The organism is Escherichia sp. WS3063, assembly GCF_046486595.1.
In the GTDB taxonomy this organism is placed as follows: domain Bacteria; phylum Pseudomonadota; class Gammaproteobacteria; order Enterobacterales; family Enterobacteriaceae; genus Escherichia; species Escherichia coli.
The window spans coordinates 1-16487 of the sequence record NZ_JBJQKY010000021.1; the positions used below are offsets into that span (position 1 = coordinate 1).

The 16487-nt window shown below is 50.8% G+C and carries 15 protein-coding genes; 9 read left to right on the top strand and 6 right to left on the bottom strand.

The features are described from left to right. Positions 1-204: 204 nt before the first annotated feature. The gene (gene yghU / locus ACJHYW_RS18245) at positions 205-1071 is read right to left on the bottom strand and encodes a glutathione-dependent disulfide-bond oxidoreductase (protein ID WP_001295515.1); all 867 of its coding nucleotides are present in this window, start codon (positions 1069-1071) and stop codon (positions 205-207) included. A 204-nt stretch (positions 1072-1275) separates the two neighbouring features. Here yghU and gss point away from each other — a divergent pair, with 204 nt between their 5' ends. Both gss and pitB read left to right on the top strand, forming a co-directional pair. Then, positions 1276-3135, top strand: a complete 1860-nt coding sequence (gene gss / locus ACJHYW_RS18250; protein ID WP_001297309.1) for a bifunctional glutathionylspermidine amidase/synthase — start codon at positions 1276-1278, stop codon at positions 3133-3135. A gap of 291 nt (positions 3136-3426) precedes the next feature. Further along, positions 3427-4926 (top strand): inorganic phosphate transporter PitB, encoded by a 1500-nt coding sequence (gene pitB, locus ACJHYW_RS18255; protein WP_000933250.1) that lies wholly within the window; start codon positions 3427-3429, stop codon positions 4924-4926. Positions 4927-4974: 48 nt separating this feature from the next. Here pitB and ACJHYW_RS18260 read toward each other — a convergent pair whose 3' ends face one another. Further along, positions 4975-5667, bottom strand: a complete 693-nt coding sequence (locus tag ACJHYW_RS18260) for a dTMP kinase (protein ID WP_001190781.1) — start codon at positions 5665-5667, stop codon at positions 4975-4977. Between the two features lie 173 nt (positions 5668-5840). Here ACJHYW_RS18260 and ACJHYW_RS18265 point away from each other — a divergent pair, with 173 nt between their 5' ends. From ACJHYW_RS18265 to lptG, 7 genes are read left to right on the top strand one after another with little or no spacing between them, the layout of a single operon-like run. Then, positions 5841-6554: a dTMP kinase gene (locus tag ACJHYW_RS18265; RefSeq protein WP_024176318.1), complete on the top strand. Its 714-nt coding sequence runs from the start codon at positions 5841-5843 to the stop codon at positions 6552-6554. A 31-nt stretch (positions 6555-6585) separates the two neighbouring features. Then, entirely contained in the window at positions 6586-7344 is a 759-nt protein-coding gene (locus ACJHYW_RS18270; protein ID WP_000339531.1) for an ATP-binding protein, read from the top strand. Between the two features lie 45 nt (positions 7345-7389). Then, a complete protein-coding gene (locus ACJHYW_RS18275; RefSeq protein WP_000896885.1) occupies positions 7390-8739 on the top strand; it encodes a lipopolysaccharide biosynthesis protein in 1350 nt (449 codons plus the stop codon). Next, positions 8739-9563: a hypothetical protein gene (locus tag ACJHYW_RS18280; protein ID WP_000984978.1), complete on the top strand. Its 825-nt coding sequence runs from the start codon at positions 8739-8741 to the stop codon at positions 9561-9563. Before ACJHYW_RS18275 ends, ACJHYW_RS18280 begins: the two co-directional genes overlap by 1 nt. 11 nt (positions 9564-9574) lie before the next feature. Beyond that, a complete protein-coding gene (locus ACJHYW_RS18285; RefSeq protein WP_001298770.1) occupies positions 9575-10135 on the top strand; it encodes a YtfJ family protein in 561 nt (186 codons plus the stop codon). 30 nt (positions 10136-10165) lie between these two features. After that, positions 10166-11236, top strand: coding sequence for an LPS export ABC transporter permease LptF (gene lptF / locus ACJHYW_RS18290; protein ID WP_001542365.1), 1071 nt, complete (start codon positions 10166-10168; stop codon positions 11234-11236). Then, on the top strand, positions 11233-12312 hold the full coding sequence (gene lptG / locus ACJHYW_RS18295) for an LPS export ABC transporter permease LptG (RefSeq protein WP_001542364.1): 1080 nt from the start codon (positions 11233-11235) through the stop codon (positions 12310-12312). The genes lptF and lptG overlap by 4 nt, the downstream gene beginning before the upstream one ends. 34 nt (positions 12313-12346) lie before the next feature. Here the strand turns inward: lptG and spt are convergent, their stop codons facing one another. From spt to ACJHYW_RS18315, 4 genes are read right to left on the bottom strand one after another with little or no spacing between them, the layout of a single operon-like run. Continuing rightward, positions 12347-13519 carry a serine palmitoyltransferase gene (gene spt / locus ACJHYW_RS18300; RefSeq protein ID WP_000524970.1) on the bottom strand — a complete coding sequence of 391 codons (1173 nt, stop codon included), beginning with the start codon at positions 13517-13519 and terminating at the stop codon, positions 12347-12349. Next, positions 13519-13767, bottom strand: a complete 249-nt coding sequence (locus ACJHYW_RS18305; RefSeq protein ID WP_000248097.1) for an acyl carrier protein — start codon at positions 13765-13767, stop codon at positions 13519-13521. Before ACJHYW_RS18305 ends, spt begins: the two co-directional genes overlap by 1 nt. Positions 13768-13798: 31 nt before the next feature. Beyond that, positions 13799-14713 (bottom strand): NAD-dependent epimerase/dehydratase family protein, encoded by a 915-nt coding sequence (locus tag ACJHYW_RS18310; RefSeq protein WP_001077167.1) that lies wholly within the window; start codon positions 14711-14713, stop codon positions 13799-13801. Further along, on the bottom strand, positions 14710-16434 hold the full coding sequence (locus ACJHYW_RS18315) for a fatty acyl-AMP ligase (protein WP_022646114.1): 1725 nt from the start codon (positions 16432-16434) through the stop codon (positions 14710-14712). Before ACJHYW_RS18315 ends, ACJHYW_RS18310 begins: the two co-directional genes overlap by 4 nt. Positions 16435-16487 lie beyond the last annotated feature (53 nt).

A 16487-nucleotide genomic window follows, 5' to 3' on the forward strand; every position in this document is an offset into this window, starting at 1 on the left:
TCTACGCAACAGGTTGAAAACCTAAGGCCCGATACGGCATGCGGACTGCAGGCAGAGAAAACTGGCCGATTTTCTCTGCACAGGAGGGATAATACAAGGCCTGATAAGACGCGGCAGCGTCGCATCAGGCATTGTGCACGATTGCCGGATGCGGCGTGAACGCCTTATCCGGCCTGGATGGCTTGCTGCGACGAACACCAACCCTTACCCCTGACGCTTATCTTCCGTATTCGTCTCGAAATCACTGGCGTCATGGCGCTCATGCAACTGCTCATTCAGCGGTCCGTTGGTGCGGTTAACAATACGCCCACGTTTCACCGCCGGACGTTCGCCTACTTCTTTCGCCCAGCGTTGTACATGCTTATAACTGCCCGCATCAAGAAACTCAGCGGCATCATACACACCACCTAACACCACGTTGCCAAACCACGGCCAAATCGCCATATCCGCAATGGTGTACTCATCGCCCGCAACAAACTTATGCTGCGCCAGTTGCTTATCCAGCACGTCGAGCAGACGTTTGGCTTCCATGGTAAAGCGGTTGATGGCGTACTCAATCTTTACCGGTGCGTAATGGTAAAAGTGACCAAAACCACCGCCGAGGAACGGTGCCGCGCCCTGTAACCAGAACAGCCAGTTCATCGTTTCAGTACGCTTTGCCAAATCCTGCGGCAGGAAGTAGCCAAATTTCTCCGCCAGATAAAGCAGGATCGAACCAGATTCAAACACGCGGATCGGCGGATTATGCGTATGATCGCGCAGCGCCGGGATCTTCGAGTTTGGGTTCACTTCGACAAAGCCGCTGGAGAATTGATCGCCATCGCCAATACGAATCAGCCAGGCGTCGTACTCTGCACCAGTAACGCCCAGCGCCAGCAGCTCCTCAAGCATAATCGTTACTTTCTGACCGTTCGGCGTTCCCAGCGAATAAAGTTGCAATGGGTGTTTGCCAACGGGCAGCGTTTTTTCATGCGTCGGACCAGAAACCGGGCGATTGATATTGGCGAACGCGCCGCCAGCGGATTTATCCCACGTCCAGACTTTCGCGGGCTGATAAGTATTGTCTGTCATAGTGAGTTGCCTTCTGAGTGGTAGTGTTGAAGCAGTGTAGCAGGTCACTTGCTGTACAGAATGTGAATTTTTTAACCCTTTGCGCCAGCCGCTGCGATGAGGTGTATGATTAGTCTGACCTCTGTCCGGTTAATGTCGCTGAGCAGGTAATCAGAGCACAACAATTACGCCAACTGCTTAGGTTGTATTGTTAAAGGTAAAGTGATGAGCAAAGGAACGACCAGCCAGGATGCCCCGTTCGGGACATTATTGGGCTACGCCCCAGGTGGGGTAGCAATCTACTCTTCAGATTACAGTTCTCTCGATCCGCAGGAATACGAAGATGACGCCGTATTCCGTAGCTATATCGACGACGAATATATGGGCCACAAGTGGCAATGCGTTGAATTTGCTCGCCGTTTTCTCTTTCTGAATTACGGTGTGGTCTTTACTGACGTGGGTATGGCGTGGGAGATTTTCTCGCTGCGCTTCCTGCGAGAAGTGGTTAATGACAACATCCTGCCATTGCAGGCATTTCCTAACGGCTCGCCGCGTGCGCCGGTCGCGGGTGCGCTTCTTATCTGGGATAAAGGCGGTGAATTTAAAGACACTGGCCATGTCGCCATCATTACCCAATTGCATGGCAACAAAGTCCGTATTGCGGAACAGAACGTGATTCATTCCCCGTTGCCGCAAGGGCAACAGTGGACGCGCGAGCTGGAGATGGTGGTCGAAAACGGCTGCTATACCCTGAAAGACACTTTTGATGACACCACCATTCTGGGCTGGATGATCCAGACGGAAGATACTGAATACAGCTTACCGCAGCCGGAAATTGCAGGCGAGCTGCTGAAAATCAGCGGAGCGCGCCTGGAAAACAAAGGCCAGTTTGACGGTAAATGGCTGGATGAAAAAGATCCGCTGCAAAACGCCTATGTGCAGGCCAACGGTCAGGTGATCAATCAGGATCCTTATCATTACTACACCATTACCGAGAGTGCCGAGCAGGAGCTAATTAAAGCCACCAACGAGCTGCACCTGATGTATCTTCACGCAACCGACAAGGTGCTGAAAGATGACAACCTGCTGGCGCTGTTCGACATCCCGAAAATCCTCTGGCCACGTTTGCGTCTCTCCTGGCAGCGTCGCCGTCACCATATGATCACTGGTCGTATGGATTTCTGCATGGATGAGCGTGGCCTGAAGGTTTACGAGTACAACGCCGACTCCGCCTCCTGTCATACCGAAGCGGGCTTGATCCTCGAACGTTGGGCGGAGCAGGGCTATAAAGGCAACGGCTTCAATCCGGCGGAAGGGCTGATTAACGAATTGGCTGGTGCCTGGAAACACAGTCGTGCACGTCCGTTTGTCCATATCATGCAGGACAAAGATATCGAGGAAAACTATCACGCGCAGTTTATGGAGCAGGCGCTGCACCAGGCGGGCTTTGAAACGCGTATCTTGCGTGGATTGGATGAACTGGGCTGGGATGCTGCCGGGCAACTGATTGATGGGGAAGGGCGACTGGTTAACTGCGTGTGGAAAACCTGGGCGTGGGAAACCGCGTTTGATCAGATTCGTGAAGTTAGCGACCGTGAGTTTGCTGCGGTGCCAATCCGTACCGGTCATCCGCAAAACGAAGTGCGTCTTATCGACGTATTGCTGCGCCCGGAAGTGCTGGTCTTTGAGCCGCTGTGGACGGTGATCCCCGGCAACAAAGCGATTCTGCCGATCCTCTGGTCGCTGTTCCCGCACCATCGTTACCTGCTGGATACCGATTTCACTGTTAATGATGAACTGGTGAAAACAGGTTACGCAGTGAAACCGATCGCCGGTCGCTGTGGCAGCAATATCGACCTCGTCAGCCATCATGAAGAGGTGCTGGACAAAACCAGCGGTAAATTTGCCGAGCAGAAAAACATCTATCAGCAACTGTGGTGTTTGCCGAAAGTGGACGGTAAATACATTCAGGTATGTACCTTCACCGTTGGCGGCAACTACGGTGGGACGTGTTTGCGCGGTGATGAATCACTGGTCATCAAAAAAGAGAGTGATATTGAACCGTTAATTGTGGTGAAAAAGTAATACATGTTGTAGCAACCCCGTACTGATTATGAAGAATAATCAGTACGGGGATTAATCAAAATATTCAATATTTATATATTCCAATATTTATTCATTTCATATGTGAATATATTAACCAGTGGAATACCTGTGTTTTGATTATTTCTAAAGGTTTTGAATGAATGCTTATTGTCTGATACACAAGAAATAACACTCTTTTTATCGTTAAAAAATGATATTTCACTTTGCCCATGCCGTTAAAGTCACTGATAATGCGTCCGTTCGTAAATTCAAAATGGCGTAATCTAATATATGCTAAATTTATTTGTTGGCCTTGATATATACACAGGGCTTTTGTTATTGCTTGCTCTGGCATTTGTGTTGTTCTACGAAGCAATCAATGGTTTTCATGACACGGCGAATGCGGTGGCAGCCGTTATTTATACTCGTGCCATGCAACCACAACTTGCTGTGGTGATGGCGGCATTTTTTAACTTTTTTGGCGTGTTATTGGGCGGACTTAGCGTTGCCTATGCCATTGTCCATATGTTGCCAACCGATTTGTTGCTGAATATGGGGTCAACCCACGGCCTGGCGATGGTCTTTTCCATGCTGCTGGCGGCGATTATCTGGAACCTGGGAACGTGGTTCTTCGGTTTACCGGCCTCCAGTTCGCACACCTTGATTGGTGCGATTATCGGCATCGGTTTAACCAACGCGCTGTTAACCGGCTCATCGGTGATGGATGCGTTAAACCTGCGTGAAGTGACCAAAATTTTCTCCTCGCTGATTGTTTCCCCTATCGTCGGCCTGGTCATTGCGGGAGGCCTGATATTCCTGCTGCGACGCTACTGGAGCGGGACGAAAAAGCGTGACCGTATTCACCGCATTCCGGAAGATCGCAAAAAGAAAAAAGGCAAACGTAAACCGCCATTCTGGACGCGTATTGCGCTGATTGTTTCCGCTGCGGGCGTGGCGTTTTCGCACGGCGCGAACGACGGACAAAAAGGGATCGGCCTGGTAATGCTGGTACTGGTGGGGATTGCCCCTGCTGGCTTCGTCGTCAATATGAATGCGTCCGGCTATGAAATTACCCGTACCCGCGATGCCGTTACCAACTTCGAACACTACCTGCAACAGCATCCTGAACTGCCGCAGAAGTTGATTGCGATGGAACCTCCATTGCCTGCAGCATCGACTGATGGCACGCAAGTAACAGAGTTTCACTGTCATCCGGCAAATACCTTTGATGCTATTGCGCGCGTTAAAACGATGCTGCCAGGCAATATGGAAAGTTACGAGCCGTTAAGCGTGAGTCAGCGCAGCCAGCTGCGCCGCATTATGCTGTGCATCTCTGATACCTCCGCGAAGCTAGCGAAACTGCCAGGCGTCAGTAAAGAAGACCAGAACCTGCTGAAAAAACTTCGCAGCGATATGTTAAGCACCATTGAGTACGCTCCGGTGTGGATCATCATGGCGGTAGCACTGGCGCTCGGCATTGGCACCATGATTGGCTGGCGTCGTGTAGCGATGACCATCGGTGAGAAGATTGGTAAGCGCGGCATGACGTATGCGCAAGGCATGGCGGCACAAATGACGGCGGCAGTGTCTATCGGTCTTGCCAGTTATATTGGGATGCCCGTCTCCACAACACACGTCCTCTCGTCTGCAGTTGCAGGGACGATGGTGGTGGACGGCGGTGGGTTACAGCGTAAAACGGTAACCAGCATCCTGATGGCGTGGGTATTTACTTTACCGGCGGCAATTTTTCTTTCTGGTGGGCTGTACTGGATAGCATTGCAGTTGATTTAACCTTCCTGAAAATGCCCGGTCCTGGCGATCGGGCATTTCCATTTTTGACTAGTGATAACCACGCGCGGTCATAAAATCCGTAATCGCTTTTTCTGCATCAACCAACACCTGTTCCAGTGGCTGATTGGCATCGATATCAACCAGTTGTGCACCACCAAAGGTTAACTGTGGCGTTATGGCAATCTTCCTCGCCAGCGATTCCCGTTTATGGTCGGGTTTACGTGCACAGGCAACTTCAAGGTCAACATTGAGTTTGATGACCAGATCAGGCTTATGGCTCGCCATCCAGTGAAACGCTTTACGTTCCTGGCTTGCCAGCCATGAGACAAAACGACCACCTTCAACGTTAGGTGGGAACACCGTACCATCGTAAGCGCCAGGAATTTGGTCCTGAGGATAACGGTCGGTTAGAACAATTAACCCGCGACGACGACAGGCAAGCATATGACGAAAGCGCAGTAAGCGACGGGCGACAAACGCTGTAATTACCAGCGCCGGAACTGGTCCAGGCAATTTTTTTGCTGTTTTCACCTGATTTCGTTCAATTGTTTTATGTAAGGATTTTCCCATCAACGGTAATTTTGTCACTGCACGACCGACATTTCCGGCCTGTTTTCCTAAATGAACTCTTTCGGCAGCACCATATTTTTCGACAACGGTAATAAGATGTTCACACACCGTTGACTTGCCTGAACCATCGCTACCAATAACGGCAATTAATGGAGGTGTTATTGACTGCATGAATATATCCTTTAATTTAAATATCCATTAAAAATATTTATTTGGTTAATATGTTTTTATGAAAGCGTAATTCAGGTCAATGTCACAATTAACCATTGTCACAATAAGGTTGAACGGATATTCTGAGCACGGACCACGTAATATTCAATACATTATTTACTGCCGGGTTTTTCGTGAATCAGCGTAATATGTCAATAATTAATTCCACGCCAGTGCGTGTTATTGCCATTGTAGGATGTGATGGTTCAGGTAAATCGACCCTCACGGCAAGCCTGGTAAATGAACTGGCAGCAAGAATGCCAACAGAACACATTTATCTCGGGCAATCGTCCGGGCGAATTGGCGAATGGATTTCACAGCTCCCTGTTATTGGCGCACCTTTTGGGCGTTATCTGCGAAGTAAAGCGGCACATGTGCACGAAAAGCCCTCAACACCGCCTGGCAATATTACTGCACTGGTTATCTATCTGCTTTCCTGCTGGCGGGCGTACAAGTTTCGCAAAATGTTGTGTAAAAGCCAGCAAGGCTTTCTGCTCATCACCGACCGCTACCCGCAGGTTGAAGTGCCGGGGTTTCGCTTTGATGGCCCGCAATTGGCAAAAACCACGGGCGGTAACGGTTGGATAAAAATGTTAAGGCAGCGCGAGCTGAAGCTGTACCAATGGATGGCATCTTATTTGCCCGTATTGTTGATTCGTCTTGGCATTGATGAACAAACCGCGTTTGCGCGTAAACCTGACCACCAACTGGCAGCGTTACAGGAAAAAATCGCCGTTACGCCGCAACTGACATTCAATGGCGCAAAGATCCTTGAACTGGATGGGCGACACCCCGCCGATGAAATTCTGCAAGCGTCACAACGCGCAATTCACGCCGCGCTTTCCTGATCACCAAAATGGATAGGGGATGATTTAACGAATGGATGCACTACAAACTCAAACTGTTAATAGTACAACCGCGCCGCAGCCCAACTACATTCCGGGGCTGATTGCGGTGGTCGGGTGTGATGGCACCGGTAAATCCACACTGACCACCGACCTGGTGAAATCGCTGCAACAACACTGGCAAACCGAGCGGCGCTATCTGGGGCTGCTCTCCGGCGAAGACGGCGACAAAATCAAACGATTGCCGTTGGTTGGCGTCTGGCTGGAACGGCGACTGGCGGCCAAATCCTCGAAAACCCAAAGCATGAAAACCAAATCTCCGGCGCTATGGGCGGCGGTGATTATGTACTGCTTCTCGCTGCGAAGAATGGCGAATCTACGCAAGGTTCAGCGACTGGCGCAAAGTGGCGTTCTGGTGGTCAGCGATCGCTTCCCGCAGGCTGAAATTTCGGGCTTTTATTATGATGGACCGGGGATTGGCGTCGAACGTGCGACCGGGAAAATCAGCATGTTTCTGGCGCAGCGCGAACGGCGTTTATACCAACAAATGGCGCAATATCGCCCGGAATTAATTATTCGCCTGGGCATTGATATTGAGACTGCCATCTCCCGCAAGCCTGACCATGACTATGCCGAGCTGCAGGACAAAATCGGTGTCATGTCGAAGATTGGCTATAACGGCACAAAAATTCTTGAGATTGATTCCAGAGCGCCCTACAGCGAAGTGCTGGAACAGGCACAGAAGGCGGTTTCTCTGGTTGCCATCGTTTCTGACCGCCGAAGTTTAACTTAAGGCTGGCGGGATACTTTTTACTATCAACGATAAGGTCAGGCTGAATTGGCGGGTTTTAACATCAAACATTGGTTTGCAGATGGCGCGTTTCGCACCATTATTCGCAATAGCGCCTGGTTAGGCTCCAGTAATGTCGTGAGCGCCTTGCTGGGTCTGTTGGCGCTCTCGTGTGCCGGTAAAGGGATGACGCCCGCCATGTTTGGCGTACTGGTGATTGTGCAATCGTACGCCAAGTCGATCAGCGATTTTATTAAGTTTCAGACATGGCAACTGGTGGTTCAGTACGGAACACCAGCATTAACCAACAATAATCCGCAGCAATTCCGCAATGTCGTCTCATTTTCCTTCTCGCTGGATATCGTCAGCGGCGCGGTGGCGATTGTCGGTGGCATTGCCTTACTGCCATTCCTTTCCCATTCATTAGGTCTGGATGACCAAAGTTTTTGGCTGGCAGCGCTCTATTGCACGCTCATTCCTTCAATGGCTTCCTCCACGCCGACCGGCATTCTGCGTGCGGTAGATCGCTTCGATTTAATTGCTGTACAGCAGGCGACGAAACCTTTTCTGCGCGCAGCGGGGAGCGTCGTAGCCTGGTATTTTGACTTTGGTTTTGCGGGTTTTGTTATTGCCTGGTACGTGTCGAATCTGGTTGGCGGCACCATGTACTGGTGGTTTGCCGCGCGCGAATTACGCCGCCGAAATATCCATAACGCCTTCAAATTGAATCTGTTTGAGTCTGCCCGACACATTAAAGGCGCGTGGAGTTTTGTCTGGTCAACCAACATTGCCCACTCCATCTGGTCGGCGCGTAACTCGTGCAGCACAGTGTTGGTGGGGATCGTGTTAGGACCCGCTGCCGCCGGGTTATTTAAAATCGCCATGACATTCTTCGACGCCGCCGGAACGCCAGCGGGTTTGCTGGGTAAAAGTTTTTACCCAGAGGTGATGCGTTTAGATCCGCGCACCACCAGACCGTGGTTGTTAGGTGTGAAGTCCGGTTTACTGGCGGGCGGAATCGGTATTCTGGTGGCGCTCGCGGTGTTGATCGTCGGCAAGCCGCTCATTTCGCTGGTGTTTGGCGTTAAGTATCTCGAAGCGTATGACCTGATTCAGGTGATGCTGGGCGCAATTGTGATTTCGATGCTGGGCTTCCCTCAGGAGTCATTGCTATTGATGGCGGGAAAACAGCGCGCTTTTCTCGTGGCGCAAACCATCGCCTCAATCGGCTACATCGTATTGCTGTTCATGTTCTGTCATCTGTTTGGTGTGCTGGGAGCAGCGTTTGCTTACTTCGGTGGGCAATGTCTGGACGTGGCGCTCTCGTTAATTCCAACCTTAAAGGCATTTTTTCAGCGCCATTCCTTGCTTTATAACGCAGCCGGAGAGAAATCCTGATGATGAGAAAATATTTCCCGCTTGAGGCGAGCGAGCGTCTATTTGTTGCGATTGAAGAAGATGATGTCGTTGATGCACAGGTTAGTTTGCCGCCGACTATTGCACTAAGTTGTACCACCGAAATCATTCATGATAATTACGCGTTATGCCTGCAATTCTGGCTCAATGGCGTTGATCGTCAGGAGTTACTGCGTTTAGTTCGCAAACAAGCCAAAGGCGATGAGCTGACTGCTGATGAGCGCAAACAATTTAAATACATGCGAGCGCGCTACAAGCACCTGCGTTTTGCGCAACGGCTGTATTTAAAGAAGCATCAGGCCGGATTTTTATTCGGCAAAACGACCGTTTTTCTGGGGCGTTTTCAGGACGGCTTTCGTAACGGTAAGAAAAATATTGTGTCGTATTACGGCAACCTGTTACGGATTTATTTAAGCTCTCCGGTCTGGTCGTTGGTGAACTATTCATTACGCCATAGCCAGTTAGAAAGCGTAAGCAGTTTTATTGCCTATCGGCAAAAGCAAATGCATACCCTGAAAGAGATTATTGCCAAACCGCGACTAACCGGTAGGGAATTTCATGATGTGCGAAAAATCATCAGCCAGCAGGTTTCTTATTACGACACCTTAAGATCGCTTGATCCTGAAAATAAAGAGGCGTTACAGATATCCCGCTTCCTCGCCGCCATTAATGGCCTGATGGGAGATAAACACGACGACATGGTGGCGGATGATATGGAAAACCGCCAGTCGTATGATGCACCGGTGGCGCTGGATAGCGATATTCGTCAGCGCTTAGAGCTGCTGATTTCGCGTTTTCCGCTATAGCCGGAGCAATGATGTCATCTCGTTTGATTATTGCGTTGATTATCATGCTCTTAGCCCCGGGTGTGCAGGCACACAATTTCGTCACTGGCAAAACGGTTACCCCTGTTTATATCCAGGAAGGCGGCGAGCTGCTTCTGAATAGCGACGACGAAATTCACTACCAAAAGTGGAACAGCACACAATTAGCGGGAAAAGTCCGCATTATTCAGTATATCGCCGGGCGTAAGTCGGCGAAGAAAAAGAACTCACTGTTAATTAAAGCGGTTGAAGCGGCAAACTTTCCGCAGGATCGTTTTCAGCCCACCACCATTGTGAACACCGATGATGCCATCTTTGGTACTGGCTATTTTGTTGTTGGCAAAATCGAAAAAAATAAACGCCGCTATCCGTGGGCGCAATTCGTTATTGACGGCAATGGACAGGGACGCGTTGCCTGGCGCTTGCCGGAGCAGAGTTCAACCATTCTGGTGCTGAATAAAGCCGGGCAAATTCAGTGGGCAAAGGACGGCAGCCTGACGCCGGAAGAGGTAGATCATGTCATTGCGTTGGCGCAGAAACTGATCAATGAATAAAAAACTCAAAGGATTGAGGGCGTTAGTGAGATGAAGCTGGTTGAACACTACATCATGCGTGGTACGCGCCGTCTGGTGCTGATTATCGTCGGTTTTCTGATCTTTATTTTCGCCAGCTACTCCGCACAGCGTTATCTGACCGAAGCGGCAAATGGGACATTAGCTCTTGATGTTGTGCTGGATATCGTTTTCTACAAAGTACTGATTGCACTGGAGATGTTGTTACCTGTTGGTCTGTATGTGTCAGTTGGCGTGACGCTAGGGCAGATGTATACCGACTCGGAAATTACCGCTATCTCTGCGGCGGGGGGCAGTCCGGGACGCTTGTACAAAGCCGTTCTTTATCTGGCGATACCGCTAAGTATTTTTGTCACCCTTCTGTCGATGTATGGTCGTCCGTGGGCTTATGCGCAGATTTATCAACTGGAGCAGCAGTCGCAGTCGGAGCTGGATGTTCGCCAGTTGCGGGCAAAGAAATTTAACACTAACGATAACGGACGAATGATCCTTTCGCAGACGGTTGATCAGGATAATAATCGCCTGACTGACGCGCTGATTTATACTTCTACTGCCAATCGAACCCGCATTTTCCGCGCCCGTTCGGTTGATGTGATTGACCCATCACCCGAGAAACCGACCGTTATGTTGCACAACGGCACTGCCTATCTTATCGATCATCAGGGGCGTGATGACAACGAACAGATCTACCGTAATCTGCAATTACATCTGAATCCGCTGGATCAAAGCCCTAACGTCAAACGCAAAGCGAAATCGGTCACGGAGCTGGCGCGCTCCGTCTTTCCAGCCGATCATGCCGAACTGCAATGGCGGCAAAGCCGTGGCCTGACCGCATTGTTGATGGCGCTGCTGGCCATTTCATTAAGTCGGGTAAAACCGCGGCAAGGGCGATTTTCAACGTTATTGCCACTGACGTTGCTGTTTATTGCCATTTTTTATGGCGGTGACGTCTGCCGTACGCTGGTGGCTAACGGCGCGATTCCCCTCATTCCTGGTTTGTGGTTAGTACCCGGACTCATGCTAATGGGCCTGCTGATGCTGGTCGCACGCGACTTCTCTTTGCTGCAGAAATTTTCCCGATGAATGTTTTCAGCCGCTATTTAATCCGTCATCTCTTTCTCGGTTTTGCCGCCGCCGCAGGGCTATTGCTGCCGCTTTTTACCACCTTCAACCTGATTAACGAACTGGATGATGTCAGCCCGGGCGGTTATCGCTGGACTCAGGCGGTGCTGGTGGTGCTAATGACCTTACCGCGCACACTGGTCGAACTTTCGCCATTTATCGCCTTATTGGGAGGGATTGTCGGCCTGGGGCAGTTATCGAAAAACAGTGAGCTTACCGCCATTCGCAGCATGGGGTTTTCTATCTTCCGTATTGCACTGGTGGCGCTGGTTACAGGGATATTGTGGACTGTTTCGTTAGGCGCGATAGATGAGTGGGTAGCGTCGCCATTACAGCAACAGGCGTTGCAAATCAAATCGACCGCCACCGCGTTGGGGGAGGACGATGACATTACCGGCAATATGCTGTGGGCCAGGCGTGGTAATGAATTTGTGACGGTGAAATCGCTGAACGAGCAGGGCCAGCCGGTGGGCGTGGAGATTTTTCATTATCGCGACGATCTCTCGCTCGAATCCTACATTTATGCACGCAGTGCCACCATTGAAGACGACAAAACGTGGATCCTGCATGGTGTGAATCATAAAAAATGGCTGAATGGCAAAGAAACGCTGGAAACATTAGATAATCTTGCCTGGCAATCGGCCTTCACCAGTATGGATCTTGAAGAGTTATCAATGCCGGGCAATACTTTTTCTGTCCGTCAGCTTAATCATTACATCCATTATTTGCAGGAAACCGGGCAACCCAGCAGCGAATACCGCCTTGCACTGTGGGAAAAACTGGGGCAACCCATCCTGACCCTGGCGATGATTTTGCTGGCTGTGCCGTTTACCTTTAGCGCCCCGCGCTCGCCAGGGATGGGTAGCCGTCTCGCTGTAGGTGTCATCGTTGGCTTACTCACCTGGATCAGCTATCAAATCATGGTCAATCTGGGATTGCTATTTGCGTTGAGCGCACCTGTTACCGCGCTCGGTTTACCGATAGCGTTTGTGCTGGTGGCGTTGAGCCTGGTGTATTGGTATGACAGACAACATTAAACCCGCCGTGGCGCAACACCACGGCGGGCTCACATTACTGCTTCAGAGTAGCAAATGCCTGAATGATGGCATCGATTTGCTCACGACTGTGAGCAGCGTTTACGCTACAGCGCAGCAGCGTGATGCCTGCAGGCGCGGCAGGTGGCAGGATAAGATTCACATAAACGCCCAGCGAAATAAGCTCGCGCCAGATGCGTAAACCGTCCTCTTTCGAACCGATTATTACCGGCACTACCGGGCTAATATGTGAACTTAACTCATAACCCAGTTTTTGCAGACCGTCATACAGATGGTTGGCATTATCCATCAGCTTTTGCCGCAGCTCTGGTTGTGTGGCAATAGTTCTTAACGACGAGCGCACGGTCGCAATGCAGGACGGAGAAGGAGAGGCGGTAAAAATATACGGGCGGCTGCCGTAGCGCAGCACTTCCATCGCTTCCGAACCGACAGCAAAACCGCCAATCGAGGCCAGACTTTTACTGAAGGTGCCAACGATAATATCCACATCATCTTCAACGCCGACAGCTTCAGCCAGTCCGCGCCCCGTTGCGCCTAACACGCCAAACGAATGCGCTTCATCGACAATCAAATAACCACCGAGACGACGTTTGATATCAACAATTTCCGCTAACGGCGCAACGTCACCGAGCATGCTGTAGATACCCTCAACGATGATAATCGCCTCTTTCGCCCGTTCACCGAGGCGAACCATGCGCCGTTCCAGATCTTTAGCATCGTTATGGCGGAAACGAATAATTTCCGCGCCACCGAGAGAACAGGCGTCATAAATACTGGCGTGGCTGTCGGCATCCAGTAACACCACGGCGTTATGGTCGGCAAGTGCGCTGATGACGCCTAAATTAGCGGTATAACCGGTTGAAAAAACGATAGCGGTAGGGCGATTGAAAAACTCGGCAATCTCTTTCTCTAACGCCAGGTGCGGCGCATAACTGCCGTTTGCCATACGAGAACCGGTGGTGCCGGTACCTTGGGCCGCTAACGCGGCCTGACCTTCGCTGATGGCATCATGATTAAAGGTTAAACCGAGATAATTATTGGTCCCGGCCAGAATCACTTTTTTATTGCCGATCCGGCCTTCGGTGGCGGAATACACTTCATCAATACAGGTGCCAAACGGTGTTAACCCGTTGTCACTAAATTGCAGTCGCTCGCCAGCAAGGCGCGCATATTTATCGTATAGCCCCATTATTTATTCTCCAGCCATGGAAGTAGAGTTTCCATTAATTGCGCAGGGGTTTTGACATCCAGCAGAATATTAATAGGAATGGAAATATCGAATCTGTCTTCCAGCATCATTAAGAGATCCATCACTTTGATCGACTCCAGGCCAAGATCGTTGACGAGATCGCTGTCGGGCTTAATTTCCACACCGTTTTCGACCAAATCCTGTAAACAGGAAAGGATGTAATCCATTACTATTTCACGATTTACCATAGAAACGTTAACACACCTTTAAACAAGACAATCAAAATAGCCCGTTGCGTAATGCGTGTTCCAGGCTAATCCCGGGAAACCAATTAATATCTTCAGAAATACGGTTATTACTTGCCGACCAGTCGGCGTGGGTTAATTCACGAATTTTCGAGCGGGTCAGCATAGGTTCTTTACCTGCCAGGCGACTCAACGCGGTACTGATATCCGCAAGGCCGGTGAGTACCGGCAGAGGAATGCCAACCATTCGCACGGAACCGCAACGGGCGTCGGCGGCAAGTTGCTGTACGCGTTGCCAGTCATAGCCGCCGACGACGCCATCGCATAATTCATAGGTTTGCGTCTGTATAGTTTCGGCGCTTAACCACTGACCCACTGCTTGCGCGAAATCGGTGACGTGCAGAAAAGAGAGCTGTGTATCTGGCGCACCAAGTCGTGGCAGCAGGCCGCGCAGCATCCAGTCAAACAGCGGTTTTAACTCTTTATCGCCGGGACCATACACGGCTGTCGGGCGAAAAACGCCCAGCGTAATTTCGTCCGCCATTGCTGCCAGTCGTTGCTCGGCGACGTATTTGGATTTTGCATACCAGGAGAGCTCGGGATGGCGCGCCGCCAGCGAAGAGATAAACAGAAAACGTTGGCAAAAGCCGCTCTCTTTTGCTGCTTGCATCAGGCGCAGGCTGCCGTCAACGTTACAGCGGGTGAAAATCTCTTCTTTGTGCCCGCGCACTTGCCCGGCGCAATGGACCACTACGCTGGCTCCGGCAACCAGCTCGCTAAGTGAATGAGTATCTTCCAGCGAACCGCGCACCCAGGTGAGATTATCATTGACGTGAGCGCGGGCAGTACGCGTCAATGCGCGAACGTGAAAGCCGCGGGCGAGCAGGTTATCGATAATATATTTACCGATAAACCCGGTAGCGCCCGTCACCGCGACAGTTTGATTCATGCCAGGGATTCCTGCACATGAAGACTGGCAGCATAAGCCTTCTGATAACGTTTTTTCGCTTCCGCACGGGCAGGCTTGCCGGAGGATGTTCGGGGAATACTGTGGGGCGGCAACAGATCGATATCCGCGGTAACGCCAAATTCGCTTTGGATCCGAGCTGCCAGCGCGTGGATAAGCTGCCCGCGACGTTCTTCGTCGCTGATCCGACACTGGATCTGCAAAATGATTTTTTCCTGGGCGGTAACAAAAGCAATCGCATCGCCAGAATGAATTTCCGGTTCCTGTTCCGCAATGTATTCAATATCCTGCGGCCAGATATTACGGCCACGAATAATAATCAGATCTTTAATGCGTCCGGTGACATACAGATAACCGTCCAGCAGATAACCGAGGTCGCCGGTGTCTAACCAGCCCGTCGCGGCAATCTCGTCTTGCGAAACCTGGTCGCCAAAGTAACCGCTCATCAGACTGGGACCGGAGATGCAAATATGGCCTACCACACGTTCCGCGACAGGTATACCTGCTTCATTGCGGATTTCAATGCCATGTTCCGGCAACGCTTTACCGCAGTTGACGAAAGTCGATACGGCGCGTGTTTCAGCACCCGGCGCGACGGCTTTACCGTGGTATTCGAGGATGTCGCGATCCACTTCGTTAACCACAACCCCGCAGGCTTCATCAGAGAAGCTGACAGCCAGCGCATTTTCTGCCAGTCCGTAGCACGGCATGAAAGTTTTATCGTCAAAGTTGACCTGACGGAAACATTCAGCGAATTGATGGAGTTGTTCTGCGGAGATGGGTTCTGCACCAATACCAGCGACGCGCCAGCAGGAAAGATCCAGTTCAGCGAGATCTTTTTCATTCACGCGGCGCTGGCACAATTCATAGCCAAACGGCGGCGCAACGGAAACGGTGCCGCGATTTTTACTGATCAATTTAAGCCATTGCAGAGGACGCATGGCAAAATCCTGAGTGCGCAAATAATCTACTGAGAGTTGCGTGGCGACGGGGGTCAGGAGAAAGCCGACCAGTCCCATATCATGGTAGAAAGGCAGCCAGGAGACGCAGCGGTCGCCAGGGCGTAATTTAATGCCATCGTGGCTTATAGCACGTAGATTAGCCATCACTTCGCGGTGAGTAATGATAACGCCACGGGGAAAACGGGTGCTGCCGGAGGTGTACTGGAGGTAGGCGATATCGTTCGGAACTGGACGCTGGAGCGCAACATCGGCTTCCGGTAATGCCTTAAACCAGGCGTGGCTTAAAACATGTAATTCGGGGTTGTTGTTATGCGTCGCGGCATTGACCAGTGGCAACCACTCATCACCAGTGATTATCGCGGCTGGTTGGCAACTTGCCAGTAAACCCTGCAGCTTGGCGCTCCAGGAATCCCGCTGACCGACGCCCATGGGAATCGCCAACGGGACGGCGACTAAGCCGGCATACTGGCAGGCAAAAAAAGCCTCTACGAACCCGCTACTGGTTTCGGCAATCAGCGCCACGCGATCGCCTTTTTTCAGGTTTAGCGATAGCAGTCGCTTCGCACCAGCTTCGGCACGCGCTTTTAACGTCTGATATTCCAGTTGATCTTCAAGTTGGCAACGTCTGTCATAAAAATTCATTCCAGCGCTACTCAGAGCGGCGTAGTCCAAAGCATCAACCAGCGTTGGAAAATCGGCATAGCGCATAGGTAGGGAATGCGTAAAGATTTTATTAGACATATACACCACGAAAAAATTGGATATCAAAAATAAAATGACAATAATGCGGTGGA

Bases quoted from the DNA above. Each gene is read 5' to 3' on its own strand.
- ACJHYW_RS18310 (WP_001077167.1), bottom strand. From the start codon at position 14,713: ATGAATCAAACTGTCGCGGTGACGGGCGCTACCGGGTTTATCGGTAAA.
- ACJHYW_RS18305 (WP_000248097.1), bottom strand. From the start codon at position 13,767: ATGGTAAATCGTGAAATAGTAATGGATTACATCCTTTCCTGTTTACAG.
- gss (WP_001297309.1), top strand. From the start codon at position 1,276: ATGAGCAAAGGAACGACCAGCCAGGATGCCCCGTTCGGGACATTATTG.
- ACJHYW_RS18315 (WP_022646114.1), bottom strand. From the start codon at position 16,434: ATGTCTAATAAAATCTTTACGCATTCCCTACCTATGCGCTATGCCGAT.
- yghU (WP_001295515.1), bottom strand. From the start codon at position 1,071: ATGACAGACAATACTTATCAGCCCGCGAAAGTCTGGACGTGGGATAAA.
- pitB (WP_000933250.1), top strand. From the start codon at position 3,427: ATGCTAAATTTATTTGTTGGCCTTGATATATACACAGGGCTTTTGTTA.
- ACJHYW_RS18270 (WP_000339531.1), top strand. From the start codon at position 6,586: ATGGATGCACTACAAACTCAAACTGTTAATAGTACAACCGCGCCGCAG.
- lptF (WP_001542365.1), top strand. From the start codon at position 10,166: ATGAAGCTGGTTGAACACTACATCATGCGTGGTACGCGCCGTCTGGTG.
- ACJHYW_RS18280 (WP_000984978.1), top strand. From the start codon at position 8,739: ATGATGAGAAAATATTTCCCGCTTGAGGCGAGCGAGCGTCTATTTGTT.
- ACJHYW_RS18285 (WP_001298770.1), top strand. From the start codon at position 9,575: ATGTCATCTCGTTTGATTATTGCGTTGATTATCATGCTCTTAGCCCCG.
- spt (WP_000524970.1), bottom strand. From the start codon at position 13,519: ATGGGGCTATACGATAAATATGCGCGCCTTGCTGGCGAGCGACTGCAA.
- ACJHYW_RS18260 (WP_001190781.1), bottom strand. From the start codon at position 5,667: ATGCAGTCAATAACACCTCCATTAATTGCCGTTATTGGTAGCGATGGT.
- lptG (WP_001542364.1), top strand. From the start codon at position 11,233: ATGAATGTTTTCAGCCGCTATTTAATCCGTCATCTCTTTCTCGGTTTT.